Annotated in this window: 19 protein-coding genes and 1 pseudogene; 9 read left to right on the forward strand and 11 right to left on the reverse strand. The window is 43.9% G+C overall.

Translation table 11 applies throughout. The features are described 5' to 3' along the window. From H6F92_RS24785 to H6F92_RS24800, 4 genes and pseudogenes are all read left to right on the forward strand, one after another. Positions 1–425: pseudogene (locus H6F92_RS24785) on the forward strand (IS630-like element ISMae26 family transposase); the annotation flags it as partial. A gap of 73 nt (positions 426–498) precedes the next feature. Further along, positions 499–999 carry a hypothetical protein gene (locus H6F92_RS24790; protein WP_190359865.1) on the forward strand — a complete coding sequence of 167 codons (501 nt, stop codon included), beginning with the start codon at positions 499–501 and terminating at the stop codon, positions 997–999. A 259-nt stretch (positions 1000–1258) separates the two neighbouring features. Next, entirely contained in the window at positions 1259–1507 is a 249-nt protein-coding gene (locus tag H6F92_RS24795) for a BrnT family toxin (RefSeq protein ID WP_190359921.1), read from the forward strand. Next, positions 1485–1757 (forward strand): hypothetical protein, encoded by a 273-nt coding sequence (locus H6F92_RS24800; protein ID WP_012266237.1) that lies wholly within the window; start codon positions 1485–1487, stop codon positions 1755–1757. Before H6F92_RS24795 ends, H6F92_RS24800 begins: the two co-directional genes overlap by 23 nt. A 656-nt stretch (positions 1758–2413) precedes the next feature. Here the strand turns inward: H6F92_RS24800 and H6F92_RS26650 are convergent. Further along, positions 2414–2536, reverse strand: coding sequence for a hypothetical protein (locus H6F92_RS26650; protein ID WP_265795352.1), 123 nt, complete (start codon positions 2534–2536; stop codon positions 2414–2416). Positions 2537–2976: 440 nt separating this feature from the next. On the opposite strand from H6F92_RS26650, the gene H6F92_RS24805 reads away from it, so the two are divergent. Then, positions 2977–3267, forward strand: coding sequence for a type II toxin-antitoxin system TacA family antitoxin (locus H6F92_RS24805; protein ID WP_190359866.1), 291 nt, complete (start codon positions 2977–2979; stop codon positions 3265–3267). Beyond that, positions 3264–3758, forward strand: a complete 495-nt coding sequence (locus tag H6F92_RS24810) for a GNAT family N-acetyltransferase (protein ID WP_052276780.1) — start codon at positions 3264–3266, stop codon at positions 3756–3758. Before H6F92_RS24805 ends, H6F92_RS24810 begins: the two co-directional genes overlap by 4 nt. Before the next feature lie 151 nt (positions 3759–3909). Here the strand turns inward: H6F92_RS24810 and H6F92_RS24815 are convergent, their stop codons facing one another. The 3 genes from H6F92_RS24815 to H6F92_RS26655 form a co-directional block, all read right to left on the reverse strand. Then, positions 3910–4392: a ribonuclease toxin HepT-like protein gene (locus tag H6F92_RS24815; RefSeq protein ID WP_190359867.1), complete on the reverse strand. Its 483-nt coding sequence runs from the start codon at positions 4390–4392 to the stop codon at positions 3910–3912. Continuing rightward, positions 4389–4763: a nucleotidyltransferase family protein gene (locus H6F92_RS24820; RefSeq protein ID WP_002757633.1), complete on the reverse strand. Its 375-nt coding sequence runs from the start codon at positions 4761–4763 to the stop codon at positions 4389–4391. The genes H6F92_RS24815 and H6F92_RS24820 overlap by 4 nt, the downstream gene beginning before the upstream one ends. Before the next feature lie 358 nt (positions 4764–5121). After that, entirely contained in the window at positions 5122–5244 is a 123-nt protein-coding gene (locus H6F92_RS26655) for a hypothetical protein (RefSeq protein ID WP_274518326.1), read from the reverse strand. Between the two features lie 5 nt (positions 5245–5249). On the opposite strand from H6F92_RS26655, the gene H6F92_RS24825 reads away from it, so the two are divergent. Then, a complete protein-coding gene (locus tag H6F92_RS24825) occupies positions 5250–5567 on the forward strand; it encodes a 2Fe-2S iron-sulfur cluster-binding protein (protein ID WP_002768334.1) in 318 nt (105 codons plus the stop codon). A gap of 82 nt (positions 5568–5649) precedes the next feature. Here H6F92_RS24825 and H6F92_RS24830 read toward each other — a convergent pair whose 3' ends face one another. Continuing rightward, positions 5650–7290, reverse strand: a complete 1641-nt coding sequence (locus H6F92_RS24830; protein WP_190359868.1) for a CTP synthase — start codon at positions 7288–7290, stop codon at positions 5650–5652. Between the two features lie 240 nt (positions 7291–7530). On the opposite strand from H6F92_RS24830, the gene H6F92_RS24835 reads away from it, so the two are divergent. Continuing rightward, positions 7531–7929, forward strand: coding sequence for a hypothetical protein (locus H6F92_RS24835; RefSeq protein WP_190359869.1), 399 nt, complete (start codon positions 7531–7533; stop codon positions 7927–7929). Between the two features lie 9 nt (positions 7930–7938). Here H6F92_RS24835 and H6F92_RS24840 read toward each other — a convergent pair whose 3' ends face one another. The 5 genes from H6F92_RS24840 to H6F92_RS24860 are packed head-to-tail and all read right to left on the reverse strand — an operon-like array spanning position 7939 to position 12372. After that, on the reverse strand, positions 7939–8709 hold the full coding sequence (locus H6F92_RS24840; protein WP_190359870.1) for an ABC transporter permease: 771 nt from the start codon (positions 8707–8709) through the stop codon (positions 7939–7941). A 12-nt stretch (positions 8710–8721) separates the two neighbouring features. Next, positions 8722–9930, reverse strand: coding sequence for an ABC transporter substrate-binding protein (locus tag H6F92_RS24845; protein WP_190359871.1), 1209 nt, complete (start codon positions 9928–9930; stop codon positions 8722–8724). A 4-nt stretch (positions 9931–9934) separates the two neighbouring features. After that, positions 9935–10717: an ABC transporter ATP-binding protein gene (locus tag H6F92_RS24850; protein WP_190359872.1), complete on the reverse strand. Its 783-nt coding sequence runs from the start codon at positions 10715–10717 to the stop codon at positions 9935–9937. After that, complete coding sequence (locus H6F92_RS24855) at positions 10714–11829, reverse strand: acyl-CoA dehydrogenase family protein (protein WP_190359873.1); 1116 nt, start codon at positions 11827–11829, stop codon at positions 10714–10716. Before H6F92_RS24855 ends, H6F92_RS24850 begins: the two co-directional genes overlap by 4 nt. Positions 11830–11841: 12 nt before the next feature. Beyond that, a complete protein-coding gene (locus tag H6F92_RS24860; RefSeq protein WP_190359874.1) occupies positions 11842–12372 on the reverse strand; it encodes a DUF4242 domain-containing protein in 531 nt (176 codons plus the stop codon). A 324-nt stretch (positions 12373–12696) separates the two neighbouring features. On the opposite strand from H6F92_RS24860, the gene H6F92_RS24865 reads away from it, so the two are divergent. Beyond that, a complete protein-coding gene (locus H6F92_RS24865; RefSeq protein ID WP_190359875.1) occupies positions 12697–14115 on the forward strand; it encodes a serine/threonine-protein kinase in 1419 nt (472 codons plus the stop codon). Here H6F92_RS24865 and H6F92_RS24870 read toward each other — a convergent pair. Then, positions 14107–15546 (reverse strand): aminotransferase class I/II-fold pyridoxal phosphate-dependent enzyme, encoded by a 1440-nt coding sequence (locus H6F92_RS24870; RefSeq protein WP_190359876.1) that lies wholly within the window; start codon positions 15544–15546, stop codon positions 14107–14109. The genes H6F92_RS24865 and H6F92_RS24870 overlap by 9 nt on opposite strands. Between the last annotated feature and the right edge of the window lie 150 nt (positions 15547–15696).

Here is a 15696-nt window from a genome sequence, read left to right on the forward strand (position 1 = left end):
GAAAACCACAAAAAAGAGGGAAAAATATTTCAATAATTAGTGCTATAAGCTTAGAAAAAGTTGTCGCATCAGTCAACATATACGGTGCAGTGGATGCGGTAACATTTGAAGGATTTATTCTAAAGGAAGTGCTGCCAAAAATTAAAGAAGGAGACTGTCTGCTCATGGATAACGCCAAGATTCATCTCGGAGAAATGGTCAGAGAAATAATCGAACAAGAAAAAGCTAGACTCATCTATTTACCTCCTTATTCTCCCGAATTCTCTCCTATTGAAAACTTTTGGTCAAAAGTGAAAGCGACGTTAAGAAAACTGAAGGCGAGAACTTACAAAGACTTAATAGAAGGGATTGAATTGGCTATGTTAGAAGTTACTCAAAAAGATATTCGCAATTGGTTTACTCACTGTTGCTACTGTACCTCATAAGTCAGAGAATTGCTATAAACTCTCTGCTACTCTAAAAGATGTTATTCAAACTAATTACAAAGCTTTTAGTAATATGTCAGAATATCGCAATACTATTCTCACCGATGAACAAATATTAAATGCCAACGCAAACCAGTTGAACAGTCAATTAGCAGGATTAAAAAGTCGCCTAAATAGCAAGGAGGCAGAACGAAGAACTATCATAGAAAGGCATAGCATACTGGTTGGAATTCTAGGATCTTTGGGCTGGGCATCAGAGGAGTTAGCAAATTTAATCGTGAGGCATAAAACAGTTGAACAAGACATCAGTGATCTAACTCAACAGTCTAACAGCCTTTCTAATCAGACGTTTCAGACAAATTATGCTCTCCAGACAATACAGCAACTTTCATCGACAATGAACACCCTTGAAAACTCTCTCCAAAATATAGTTAACTCACTGACTTTCACTGATAAATACATGGGACAAGCTATTCAGAGTTTGCAGTCAGCAAGTGGAGCAAATATGGAAGTTGTAGTAGAAGCATACCTGAACGCATTAGCAGAACAGATAACCCTTTTCAGCCAAAGCTAATGCGATCGCTTCTTCTTCTCGATTGGGTTGAAACAACGAAACCCAACAATAATAAAGGTGTGTTACTGCGGTGACATACCTTTTACTATCAGCAGCGATCACTTATATATCTCTCTATTGGTCAAACTTTGGCAAGACGCGATCGCACAGGAAAAATTGTTATTCCGCCATCAGGATATGCTACAATGCGGGATATTTCAGTTGGCAAAGTGGCAATGATTTGGAACTAGCATTTGAATAGGATAAACAGAAAGCAAAAATAAATCAAAGAAAACATAACATTTCTTTTGAAGAAGCATCCACCGTATTTGATGATCCCTTAGCTGTAAATTTCGATGATCCTGACCATTCTACAGGAGAGAATCGCTATCTTATAATAGGTTTATCAGATCAAAGTAAATTTCTATTTGTTTCTTATACGGATCGTGATCATAAAATTCGTTTAATTAGTGCAAGATTAGTTACACCCAAAGAAAGGAGATATTATGAACGAGAAAATCCAAGATGAATTAGAAGATGACTTGCGAGAAGAATATGATTTAAGTCAACTTAAAAATCCTGTTTGCGGAAAATATTACCAACAGTATCGGGAAGGTCATAGCGTTACTATTCATCATGAAGATGGAACAAAAACGGTTGAACATTTTCCAGCGCAAAATGATGTAATTATTCTTGATCCTGATGTTAAAAAGTATTTTCCTAATTCGGAATCCGTTAATGCGACCTTAAGAAGTTTAATTAAATTAATTCCTCAATAATAGTGCGATACCTACGGCACTGCATAGCAGCACGCCGCTCTTGTAGGTTGGGTTGAGGCAACGAAACCCAACAATATTTGATTTAAGGTGTTAGGACTTACCCAATAGCACTATAAATCTTGTCTAACCGTAGGGACAATTCATGAATTGCCCCTACGGGTAGCGTACCTGCGTCAGTCCTCTTTACTTAGATTCAGTGGGATGCCTACGGCACTGCATAGCAGCACGCCACTCGCTGAAAGCGCACCGAAGCTGATCTTGTAAATTGGGTTATCTTTAATTAAGTTTCTCCCTTACTTAAATTATGACAAAACAATTGAATGTCATTGATTATGGTTTGATAAGAATTAACAATTTGATGGGCGATGATTAAAACCTTTTCCTCATCTAATTGGCAAGAATAAGCACTTCTCACCGGGAGCAAGTCAGTTTTGTCAGAACATAAATACTATTCAATAGCTAAAGACTGTTATTTAGGTAAGCACAGCGGTGTTTAAGCACTTGAGGGATATTTTCTTCATTCCACTGGGCTCCAGAAATTTTCAGTGCGATCGCTGATCTTGTAGGTTGGGTTGAGGCAACGAAACCCAACAATATTTTATTTAAGGTGTGTTACTTTAGTGACAAGCCTTACAGCGTTGATGATTATTGTCATTTCAACTCAGTAGGGCAATGAGCGGCGATCGCAACTCTTTCGCTAACAACTTAGAAGCAGAAGTCAGAAAAATGGGACAACCAACTGCCGATCCCAAGACATTAGATGGAATCGTATCGTACATAATAGACCTCGACCTAATATAATCTCAAGACTAAAAGTCTTTCTAGTTAAGGAATCTACCCGAATAAAAATTATTTTAATTGCCTCATATTTTTTCAGCTAAATTGAATTAGCAACGATAAGTAGGTGGGTGGAATTAAATATAAAATGAACGTAGGTTGGGCTTCGGCCGTGAGCTCAGCGTTCGACCGAGCTCACGCCGAGGTCCGAACGGTTGAAGCATGAAACCCAACGCCCGCATGGGTTACGCTACCGCTAACCCATCCTACAAATAATTGTGCCTACCTACTTAGATATACATTACAGCTATCGAACTGTTTAGTTAGTACATAGAGCAAAAGCAAGCTGTGACTGGGTTATAATTTTTGGAGATGTCTAATGTAATGTCGTTGTCACTACATTATGTTAAAATAATTAAGTTTGGAATTACACACCCATCTTATGAGTAGTAAAACAAAAAGTAGGACTCCGCGTAATACCCTAAATTTGCGAATTAAGCCAGAAGAACGCAATTTGATCGATATGGCAGCCAAAGTGCAAGGTAAGAATAGAACTGATTTTATTTTGGAAGCCGCGCGGAATGCTGCGGAGGAAACTTTGCTCGAACGTACTATTTTTTTGGCTAGTCCAGAGGCTTATGCAGAATTTATCGCACTTCTAGATGCACCACCTCAACCTAATGAACGTTTACGCAAAACCATGCAGACGCTCGCACCTTGGGAGAAGGAATGAATTTGACACCACCTGAACCTCTGGCTAGTTATCACTCAATCACTGATTTTTCCTGCGGAATTACTTCTCTTGATGATTGGTTGAAGCGTCGAGCTTATGCTAATCAAGCCAGTGGTGCAACTAGAACTTTTGTTACCTGCGTTGACAATAGGGTAGTTGGGTATTACGCCCTTGCTTCCGGGGCGATTAGTATACAATCAGCTAATGGTAAATTTCGGCGGAATATGCCTAACCCAATTCCAGTGGTAATTTTGGCACGATTGGCAGTAGATACTTCTTCCCAAGGTCAAGGTTTAGGATGCGGTTTATTTCGTGATGGTGCGCTACGGGTTGTTAAAGCGGCTGATACCATTGGTATTCGGGGAATTATTGTTCATGCTATTTCAGAAGAAGCTAAGAATTTTTATTTGGCTTTAGGTTTTGATGTGTCTCCTCTTGAACCGATGACGTTGATGATTACTCTTAATGATTTACGCGCTTGTATTGCTTAGTGCGCTACAGGGGCAACACGGGGTCAACCACAGGGGGTTTGCCCCTACAGGTACGTTTAAGTCCAGAATAACTTTGCTTATGGCCTCATGAACAAGATGTTTGCCCTGATACACTTTACTTAGATTCAGTGCGATTACCAGTTATCTTTAATTAAGTTTTTCCCTTACTTAAATTATGACAAAACAATTGAATTTCATTGATTATGGTTTGATAAGAATTAACAATTTGATGGGGGATGATTAAAACCTTTTCCTCATCTAATTGGCAAGAATAAGCACTTCTCACCAGATGACGAAACCGCCTTAATTCATCCAAAATGAGCCTTGTTTCTTCTGTAATAACTGCTTTTCTCACCCTAGGTATATCAACAGACATTTGCTCTAATAAATCTCGATGCCATTTATCCCCCGTTGGGAATCTTTGATCAATTTTTTTAGCAATCACTTCAAATATACGCTCAATTCCAGTATAAACTCCATGCAAATTAAGCGCAATAGAATTAATTAATGCGTTTTGATACATGAAATCCGATTGATTAGATAATTCTCTTAAAAATATCTCTAACTGTTGTAGGGCTTGAAGAATTTTATTGAGTTCTTGATTAATTCTATCTTGAATTGATAAATTAGTCATAATTCGACCCCCTGAGCAATTGCCTCTAAAATATAAGGATGAGCCTTTTGAACTTCTACTAAATCCACCTCAAAATCCTGTCCATTATCTAACTCTGCTATCGCCTTAAAATAATCTTTCTCTGGTAAATCCCAAACCGCTAAATCAAGATCAGAATGGGGAGTTATTTCTTCATAATTTAACAATGAACCAAATAAAACAACTTTCGTGACTCCATACTTCTCTTTAAGGAGACTAGCACATTTTTGAGCAATTTTTAACCCTGCTTGTTGCCGTTGTTTCATCTCTAATAGAAATTGTTCACGGTTTGCTCTCGCTGCTAAAACTTCAGCAATAATCTCTTGTTTTCGTTCTTCAGTTAACTGTGTCATTATGATTACCCCTAAATCATTGAATATCAATAGTTTCTATGATAGCAATTTTTGTCATAAGCGATCGCCCCTTCTTCTAGATTAGGTTGAAACAACGAAAATCAACACTAATAAAGGTGTGTTACTGCGGTGACACACCTTTTACTATCAGCAGCGATCGCTTATATATCTCTCTATTAATCAAACTTTGGGAAGACGCGATCGCACAGGAAAAATTGTTATTCCGCCCTCAGGATATGCTACAATGCGGGATATTTCAGTTGGCAAAGTGGCAATGATTTGGAACTAGCATTTGAAGGGGATCACACGAAAACAAGAAGAGCCGAAGCGGTGGCGAAAAAGGCCCAAGATGGAATTATTAGGGTTTAGTTGTCAGTTGTTTGTGATCAGTCATTTGATCGCTCATCGTAGGATTAGTGCGATCGATTTTGTTTGGGGTATCTAGAATGATAAAATGGGTGACGTTCAAAGCATCATTCATTAGCTATGACCACAACCTACAAAGTAGAAATTTCTCATTTAGGAACAACACAAACGATCGAAGTTAGGGAAGATCAAACTATACTACAAGCGGCCTACGATGCGGGGATTGACTTACCCAGTTCTTGCAATGCGGGCGTATGTACTACCTGTGCCGCTCAACTTTCCCAGGGTAGCGTCGAACAAGGTGAGGGCATGGGATTATCCCCCGACCTGCAAAAAGAAGGCTATGCTTTGTTATGTGTGGCCTATCCTCGCTCCGATATTAAACTGGAATCTGGCAAGGAAGAAGTAGTTTATCAACGTCAATTCGGAAAACCCTAGGCCAAACTGGGGTTAAGATGACAAATTTTCGGGGGTTTACCCCCAAAAAAACCAGATTTAGAGCCAATCAGACCAGCAAACCCTAACTAATAGCCGAATGCTGACTACTCAGGGAGAACTTTTGCTCTGCACTCTTGAGGGCCGCTTTCATGAAACCAGAAAAGAGAGGATGAGCTTTATTGGGACGAGAGCGAAATTCGGGGTGAAATTGGGTAGCAATAAAGAAAGGATGTTTTGGTAGTTCGATAATTTCCACCAAACGACCATCGGGAGAAGTGCCACTCACCAGATAACCAGTCTCAAAAAAGAGACTACGATAGGCATTATTGAACTCGTAACGGTGACGATGGCGCTCATAGATAACCTCTTGACCGTAGAGGGAGAAAGCCAGACTATCGGGATTTAAACGGCAGGGATAGAGACCTAAGCGCATTGTTCCCCCTAAATCTACCACATCTGCCTGTTCTGGCAGTAAATTAATCACCGGATTCGGTGTATCCTCTTCAAATTCGGAACTATTGGCCCTTTCCAATCGGGCCACATTGCGACCCCATTCGATAATCGAACACTGCATCCCTAAACAGAGACCCAAGAAAGGAATATTATTGACCCTAGCATACTCGATCGCCTTAATTTTGCCATCCACACCCCTAATCCCAAAACCACCGGGTACCACAATACCGTCAACACCGCTTAAATGAGCTTCGGCCGAATCATTATCCACATCTTCGGCACTTACCCAACGCAATTCTATCTCGCTATTAAGGGCAATAGCAGCGTGTTTGAGGGCCTCCACCACCGAGAGATAAGCATCCCCCAACTGCACATATTTCCCGACGATAGCTATCTCTAATTTTTGACCGGGGGATTGCATCTGTCGGATGAGATTTTCCCACTCCTCCAGATGGGGGTATCGGGGACTGAGGTTGAATAATTCTAGGGTTTGTTGCGCTAATCCCTCTTTTTCCAGATTAAGAGGAACTTCGTAGATACTGCTGGCATCCTGAGCAGTAATCACCGATTCCACCGGCACATCACAGAAAGCTGAGAGTTTTTCTTTTAACCCCGGTTGTAGGGGTAGATGACAACGACAGACCAACACATCCGGTTGAATACCGATCGATCTTAATTCCTTGACCGAGTGTTGCGTCGGTTTAGTTTTCATCTCCTTAGCGGCCGGAATCCAAGGAATTAGGGTAACGTGCATATAAACCACGTTATTTCGACCTACATCCTTCCTAAATTGCCTAATTGCTTCTAAAAAAGGCAGAGATTCGATATCTCCCACCGTACCACCAATTTCTGTGATGACAATATCGGGGTTGGTATCCTTGGCTACCCGGAGAATCCTTTCCTTGATTTCGTTGGTAATATGGGGGATTACCTGCACAGTTCCCCCCATATAAGCACCACGGCGCTCTTTATTCAATACCGCTTGATAAATCGAGCCGGTAGTCACGCTATTGAGACGGGAGAGTTCCGTATCGGTAAAACGTTCGTAGTGGCCAAGGTCGAGGTCGGTTTCAGCCCCATCATCGGTGACAAATACCTCTCCGTGTTGAAAAGGACTCATCGTACCCGGATCCACGTTGATATAGGGGTCTAATTTCAGAATTGAGACGGAATAATCCCGACTTTTCAACAATCTTCCCAAACTAGCGGCGACAATTCCTTTCCCAATACTGGAGACGACTCCCCCGGTGACAAAGACAAATTTACTCATAAAATTTTTCCTGCGATCAATTATACCTAGCAAGGGGTGAGAGTTTTCGGGATGGGGCGGTGTCATTTTCCCAGATTTCATTATAACCGGAGGATCTATACCCCGATCCTCGTTTTAGCTCCCTCTCCAAAATCTATTGCACCACAGCTTTATCCCTCTTTAGTCACCTTCACCCCGATCATCTAAATTTTTCGCTACAATCGAGAGTACTAAGACTCAGGCAATTGTAAAGTAATATTAATGATAGATTTTAATACTCTCGCTGAATTTTCCCGCAACTATTGCGTCTCGATTTGTGCCTTTTTAGTACCCGCTAACTTAGTAACCACCCTTTTAACGGTTCTTTTTCTCTATTTCGGTCGTCCTACCAGTCAAATCTTCCCCATTGCTTCCCTAGCTTTGTTGTTCGCCATCACCATGTTTCTCCATGTCGCCACCTGGTTGATGATTGGTGTGGTTATGGCCCCCACTTTTATCCTCTTTGGACTAGGTTTAACCTGTTTTGTGATCAATTTTCAAGCTATCAGCGATCGCCAAAGTTTGGAACAGTTATTACACACTGGTGTTAGTCGTCTAGCCCGCTCTTTCAATCAAGGAAAAGCGCCAAGACTTCCCACTTCCCACTTCCCACATAGTTGAACCAAGAGGCTAATCTTGATGCGTCCAAGAGCGATGAGCCAGACGCAAACCCCAATCGAGCAGATAACCGATCGCGCCAATAACGAGAATCACCGCCATCAACTCTGAATAGGCGAGTCGATCGCGTGTATCGAGAATATAATAACCCAAACCCGCACTAACCCCCAGCATTTCCGCCGGGACAAGAACGATCCAGATAATACCGATAGCCAAACGGAAACCAGTTAAGAGATGGGAGAGGATCGCAGGCAGAATAATCTGGAAAACCGTTTCCCCTCGGGTAGCACAGAGACTGCGGGCTAAAGTCAACCAAGAGCGATCAACCGCATTAACCCCAGCAGCCGTATTGAGAAGGATCGGCCAGATGGCCGCCACTGTCAGCAAAAAATACACGGGTAGATCACCAATTCCCAAAACCATCACCGCTAAAGGCATCCAAGAAAGGGGCGAGATCATGCGTAGAAATTGAAATAGGGCCGACAAAGCCGATTCAAGGGAGCGATACAACCCGATTAATATCCCCAAAGGCACACCGATGGCACTAGCGAGAACTAAGCCCACAAGAACCCGGCGGCAACTGGTGAGGATATGGGGCATAATCTCCCCCCCAACAAAAAGCTGTAATAAAGCGACAAAAGAGCGCTCAGGGGAAAAATCATTTAAAATCGGGTTTGAGTGCCATAGAGGACTGGTAAATAGCCACCAGAGCAATAATCCAAAACCGATACCCCATAAGGGTAGTAAAGATATTGGCGGGGAGGTCAAAGATTGTGACTTCATGGGTTCGGATCTTTAAAATTTGATCGTCTCGATGCGGGAGAGATTATTCGGTAAGCCGAAAGCTTTCGGTCCGCCCACCTGTTGCAAGGCATTACGGACAAAAGAGTCATCCACGAGATCCCGCGCCACCTGTCGGGGTTGCAGTTTTTGGAGAAAATCCGTATTTCCTTCCACCTGAGTGGTTTTGAGTAAGCGTACCAGTTCCTCGGTATAGGAAGGGAAAGGATAGGGCTGGAAATCGATCCGGTTGACCTGCCAAGCTGGATTCTGGATTGCTCCGTCTTTTTTATAGAAATTGCGATCATAGTAAGTAAGCGCCCGTTGCAATACCGGCAGCGGGTGAGGCGTATATTTTCCGCCATCTTTAGAGAGAATCCGGGCCACTTCGGAGCGATTGCTCCGTGACCAGAGTTGAGCTTTAACGAGGGCGTTTACCACCCGCTGCGTCCATTGTTTCCGTTGCCTAATATCCTCCTCGTGAACAAAGACGACGCAACAGGCGTGATTCTTCCAGACATCGCCAGTGAAACGGAGAACCCTACCGGTTTTGAGATTTTCCGCCGCCGCGTTGAAAGGTTCAGCAACGATATAACCACCGATGCTCTTATTGGCGAGGGCTGATACCATATCCGGGGGCGGGAGAACCACTAGATTAACCTCGTTAGACGCGATCGGCGCGTCCTTGGCTTTGCGAACTATTTTCAGCCCGTTACGTTGTAAGAGTTGTTGCAAGACCAAATTATGAATCGAATACCAGAAAGGAACCGCGATCGTTTTGCCTCCCAATTCCCTGGGATTTTCAATATCGGGAAGGACGGTGAGGGCTGAACCGTTGGTATGGTTCCAAGCGACGATTTTAGCGGGGAAATTGCGCCCGTAACGAATCCAGATCGAGGTGGGAAAAAGAACGTGAATAACGTTCACCTGCCGAGCGAGAAAGGCTTCAACAATCTGCGCCCAAGAACGGAATAGGCGCGGTTGTTCGGCAGTTAAACCTTCCGCTTGATAAAGTTTTCGCGAGTGGGCTACCAATAGGGGGGCGGCATCCGTAATCGGTAGATAACCGATTTTCACAGGCTGATCTTTGGCATTGGCGTTAACGGGGAGATTCCAATTATCGGCGGCGATCGCTGCTCCGAAGGAACTGGTAAACAGTGCCGAAAGTTTCAGAAAATCTCGACGGCTCATGCCGCAACAAGCACAATTATCGTGTAGATTCATAGATTTACAGTGTCATGACAAGGGCTAATTCTTGAAAAATTGACTGGCGTAGATCACTCAACAGCTTCGCTGACTCGAAACGGGGTTTCGGCATCGAGATGGTCCATTCTCGGCGGATGCCCACCGGATGACGGCCCATGAGAAGAACTCGATCGGCCACTAATAGGGCTTCATCGATGTCGTGGGTAACGAGGAGAACCGTGCTGTGATAGAGAGCTATGACTTCTAGGAGGAGTTTTTGCATCTCGAAACGGGTAATCGCGTCGAGGGCGCTAAACGGCTCATCCAGGAGGAGGAGAGAGGGGCGGCGGGCAAGGACGCGGGCTAGAGAAACTCTCTGAGCCATACCGCCCGATAGTTGATGAGGATAGGCACGCTCGAAGCCCTCTAGTTTGACGCTTTTAACGGCGGTGTGAACCCTTTCCTGTAATTGCTGATGATCGAGGCGGGGCATCCGCTTTAATTTCAAACCAAAAGCCACGTTTTGCCAAACGGTTAACCAAGGTAAAAGGGCGGGGGATTGAAAGACGATCGAGCTGCGGATGTCTGGGGCTTGTAGGGGTCGTGAGTGCAATTGTATTTCTCCGCCATCGGCACTTTGCAAACCAGCGGCGGTAGCAAGGAGGGTAGATTTACCGCAACCACTGGCCCCAAGCAAACAAACCACCTCACCGGAGCGCACCTGTAGGTTAATATCCTCAAAAACGGTACGGTAGCCATGGCGGGTTTTATAGCGTTTGTGGAGATTTTTGAGGGTGAGGACGGGGTAATCAGTGGCGACGCTCATTCCCTCACCCCCGCTCGATCGAGTTCGCCCGTGAGAATTTTATCGGTAGCGGACTGACGTTGTAATTCTCTTTCTAGTTGAATCAGGCTCGGAGTTAACACAGGTAAAAAGGCGACCTCCCGCAGTCGTCGCGCCGTGTCGCTATTACGGAAATAGCCTTTTCCTCCCTTAATTTCCGCTTCTAACCCTACGGATTCCACCGCTAACCGGGTAATGTCCACTCTGAGGGTGAATAGTTGGCGTGTTCGTCCGAGATCGAAGCTTTCTATGGTGCTGAATTGCTCGATTGTCTTTTCTAGACGAGTCAGACGCTCCCGGGCGAAGAAATAACGATCGCTTGTTACCGCTGCCTTTCCCCCTAAATTTTTCTCCGTCTCCCCAAGGGATTTACGCGTAATGCCAAGGGCCAGTCCGCATTGTAACAGCAAGAAACAGGGGCGGACTGAGGGTAAAAATTTTGCTGCTTCCAAGCTGATCATCCAGTCGTGAGATAACTGAACTCGATCGAATTCAAGGGTACTGGTGCGGGAAGCCTGTAAACCCAATAATTGTAGGTCTTCACCCCGTTTTAACCCTTTTGCGAAGGAGGGAAGGGCGAGGATAAGAGTTTCTCCCGATGTAGTTTGAGCGGCAACGGCCACTATAAATTCTCCCTTAGAGTCGAGGTTAGAGGCCCAGGGCAGGAAGCCATTAACAGTGACGTTTTCCCCCTCGATCTTTGCTTGTAAACGCAGCTCCTCGATACCGCCGAGGTACTTCATGGCGTTGGAGAGTCCTGTGGCTCCGGCTATCTCTCCCTTGAGAACAGCAGGTAGAATTTTGTTTTGTAGGTAAGTGTTATTACTGGCGGCCAGATATTGAATAAAGACGCGCTGACACCAGAAAACAAAACCAGTGGTTAGGCAGCATTGGGACACAGCGGAGATCGCCTCTACTGCCTGTAGTAAGGAGCCACCCTGGCCTCCTAAGCTTTCAGGTATAGCATAGCCGAACCAGCCCGATTCTCCTAGCTTGGTTAGGGCCGAACCGACGTTGAGATTAGCTGTACCGTTGTTGAGGTCAGTGGCTCTTTCTTCCAGAAAAGAAAGGATTTCGGAGCCTCGATCGAGCATAATTGTTCTCTCCTAGGGGTGAATATTTTCAATCGAGGTCAAACTATCTATAGGTGCGCCGACCACTTCTCTGGCTCTTTTTACCGCCGCTTCATCGGGACTATCGTAGAAACAGAGACATTTACTCAAGTCTTCGCAAACATAGGTCCGCTCGAAACTGACTTCCGGCACTTGAGCATAAAGGGGGGTTTTCTCCGCTTTTCGTTGCAGGTAAGTTTCCATCGTTAGCCCCGGAGGTAAATTCCACTGTACTAGATAGTTGGCTTTGTCTTTGCGCTCTCGCACAGTGGCTAAGTCCTGCCCAATCAAGCGCATTTCTTTGATTAGTTGCCAACCTAGCCCAGCGTTTTCTAGTACTTGTTCGAGGGAGGCGCGATCGATCGCTTTGATAATCAGGAATAACCGCCCCTCTGTTCCACCGATTAGGGCTTCGATTAACTCTGCCTGGGATTTTGATGCGACTGTGGCAATGCGCGACCATATCTCGCTCACCTCTTCTTTTGTCCTTTCTTGTCGATCATCCTCTACTAGATATAGAGTCATAATTCATCTGAAATACATTTACAATACATTTGAGTTTAATGTCTTTGGGAAAAAAAAGCAATATTTTCAAGCACCTCAAAACGCCGCGGCCAGAACCCTTGCCTTGGCTGATATGCGTGACCCGATTGATAACCGCCCTTATCTGGCTGAATTTTTTTCGGCCAAAGACTTGACAAACTCCAAAATTTCTGCTAACCTTGTAGTAGAATGGGAATCCGTGTCAGCATACGAACCCTCTTTTTAAATCTTTCTTAAGAATAAAAATTTTAACCCGAATTGCAGGTAGTAGCTAAACTAAGAGCAGTACCACGGGAAACAGTAACTATGGAAGTTATTTGCACGCGTCCCCATTGTCCGAAACCGCGTAATCAGTGCCTAGACCTAGACGATAGCAATCGCTTAACCTCGATCGAGCAGAAATATTGTATTACTTGCGGGATGCCATTAATTTTGGGGGGACGTTATTTACCGGAACGTCTATTAGGACAAGGGGGATTTGGGGCAGCATTTTTAGCAGTAGATCGTTATAGTCCCAAAAAAGCTAAATGTGTACTCAAACAATTTCAACCTTCCGGTAATTTAAGTCCGCAAGCTTTAGAAAAAGCGAAAAACTTATTTTTTCAAGAAGCGCACGTTTTAGAAGATTTAGGACGAGAACATCCCCAAATCCCCGATCTCTATGCTTTTTTCCCTTTAACAGTCAAGAATCAATTAACGGGAGAAGAAGAGCAATTTTTCTATCTGGCCCAGGAATATATCGACGGTAAAAACTTAGAAGAAATTCTCCAACAGCAACAAAAACCCTTTCAAGAAAGTGAAGTTAAAAACATTCTCAAAGAATTACTTCTTATCCTCAAATTTATTCATGAAAATGGTTCCATTCACCGGGATATAAAACCATCTAACATCATGATATCCAAAAATGGCCGCCTCTATTTACTCGATTTTGGGGCAGTAAAACAGGCGACTAATAACCCTAGTAATACACAAGAGAAATCCACAACAATTTATTCAGCCGGATTTGCTCCTCCCGAACAACAATTAGGCAATCAGGTATCGGCATCCACAGATTTATATGCCCTAGCAGCTACCTGTGTTATACTCTTAACTAATCGCGATCCTGATGATCTATACGATCCGCAAAAACAGGTCTGGAATTGGCAAAATTATGCCCCCAACATCAGTGCAGATTTAGCCCAAGTATTCAATAAAATGTTACTAGCAAATACCCGGGATAGATTTCAATCCTGTGGAGAAGTTTTAACCGCTTTAAATCCTCCTCCCCCATCTCCTCCACCTTCTCCAATTCCCCCATCTTCCCCATCTCCTCCACCTTCTCCAATTCCCCCATCTCCTCCACCCTCTCCAATTCCCCCATCTTCTCCGGTGATTAGAAAAACTTCCCGCTTTTCTCTTGGGGAAACCTTCGCTAATGCTGCCTTTACAGGATTTGAAGGGACATTATTAGTAATTGCCTTAAATAGTTTAGTTCCCTCGGTAGGAATTGTCATCGCCTTTATGATCTTAGGTGGCTTAGTTTTGGCATTATTTAAAAAAGTGATTGAAGGGAAAGATTTACCGATTCTAGCAGCAATTACCCTCGTTTTCCTGTTAATTCCGCAACTGCAAGGAACTCTAAGTTTTCCTGAAATTGCTATCATTGCCGTGATGGCAGCCATCGGGGCAATTGCTATTACTGCCTTTTTCCGGTTAATATATCAGATAATTTTGCGATTATTTTAAAACCCTGAAAGTTGCCAAATTATCATCACTACCGCCGGTAATCGTGCCACCGAGGTCTAAAATAGTTTGCAGATAGTCGAGGACTTCCTGAGAAATTAACTCTCCCGGCATCAAAACGGGAATACCGGGGGGATAGGGACAGATAACATCAGCACTAAGACGATCGAGGGCATTTTTCCGGGATACTATCTCTGTAGGGGCAAAAAAAGCCTTTCTAGGAGAAATAGCCAAATTTCCCGTGACTGGGGGAGGAGTGGGGGGTAAACTGGTAGAGGAAGGGGATTTAAGGCATTGAAAAGCAGTAATTAGGCGATTAATGTGTTCGCGATGGTTGCCGATGGAGATAATAAAAGTAAGTTGGCTGAAAGTCGGTAATTCTGCGGTGACGGCGTATTTTTCTCGCAAAATATCGTCTATTTCGTAACCAGTTAAGCCAAAATCTTTGACAATTACCGTTAAACGAGTGCGATCGAACCAGTGACAACCCGGGATAGAATGGGGAAAGTCCAAAACAGAGATATTAGGAATTTTATCGAGTTCTTTTCGGGCAGTAGCGGCTAAATCGAGGGTTTTGGTCAGTAAATCTAGTCCCTGCGTCGCCATTTGCTTTCTAGCACTATCAAGGGAGGCGAGAAGCAAATAACTAGGGCTAGTGGTTTGAACTAATTGTAAGGCTCGATCGACTTTTTCGGAACTAATGCGATCGCTTTTTAAGTGTAACATCGATGCTTGAGTTAAGGCCCCCAAAACCTTATGGGTGGACTGAATAGCCATATCAGCGCCGAGAGACAGGGCAGCCGGAGGTAAATCGGGATGAAAGGCAAAATGCGCCCCGTGAGCCTCATCAACGAGCAGCGGGATGGAATAATGATTGGTAATCTGGGCGATAGTTTTTAAGTCACAGCAAACCCCTTGATAGGTGGGAGAGACTACCATCACCGCTTTGGCGTCGGGATGAAGTTTCAGGGCATTTGCGAGGGATTGGGGGGTTATATTTAAATTTAGATCGATAGTGGGATTATATTCGGGATTGATAAAGATAGGCTGCGCCCCAGAGAGAATTAAGCCCGAAATTGCCGATTTATGAATATTTCTCGCCAAAATAATTTTATCTCCCTCGCCGCAAGTGGCTAAAATCGCCGCAATAATGCCACAACTGGAACCATTGACTAAAAACCAGCTTTTATCTGCCCCAAATGTCTCGGCTGCTAAAATTTGCGCTTCTTTAATCACTCCCGTCGGGGCAAACAAATTATCAAGGTCGGGTAATTCGGGTAAATCGGCTTTAAAGACGCTTTTTCCCAGTAAATTACTTAAATCTTCCCCGATTCCTTCCCCCTGCTTATGCCCTGGTGCATAAAATGGTACATCTAAACTATTGACTTTTTTTTGCAGTTGTGATAACAATGGAGCGGATTCTGGTGAAGGCATTTTTGGAAGGGAGTGGGGGATTTGTCAGTTATCAGTAATCAGTAAACAGTTATCAGTAAACAGTAATTAGTGAAGATTGATCGGTGAATATAGCGTTTTTCAGTCTGCTGAGGTACAAAAGTTATGGGTTTTAGGCACTCATGCAAGAGG

The sequence above is a fragment of the Microcystis wesenbergii FACHB-1317 genome (genome assembly GCF_014696875.1).
Lineage (GTDB): Bacteria > Cyanobacteriota > Cyanobacteriia > Cyanobacteriales > Microcystaceae > Microcystis > Microcystis wesenbergii_A.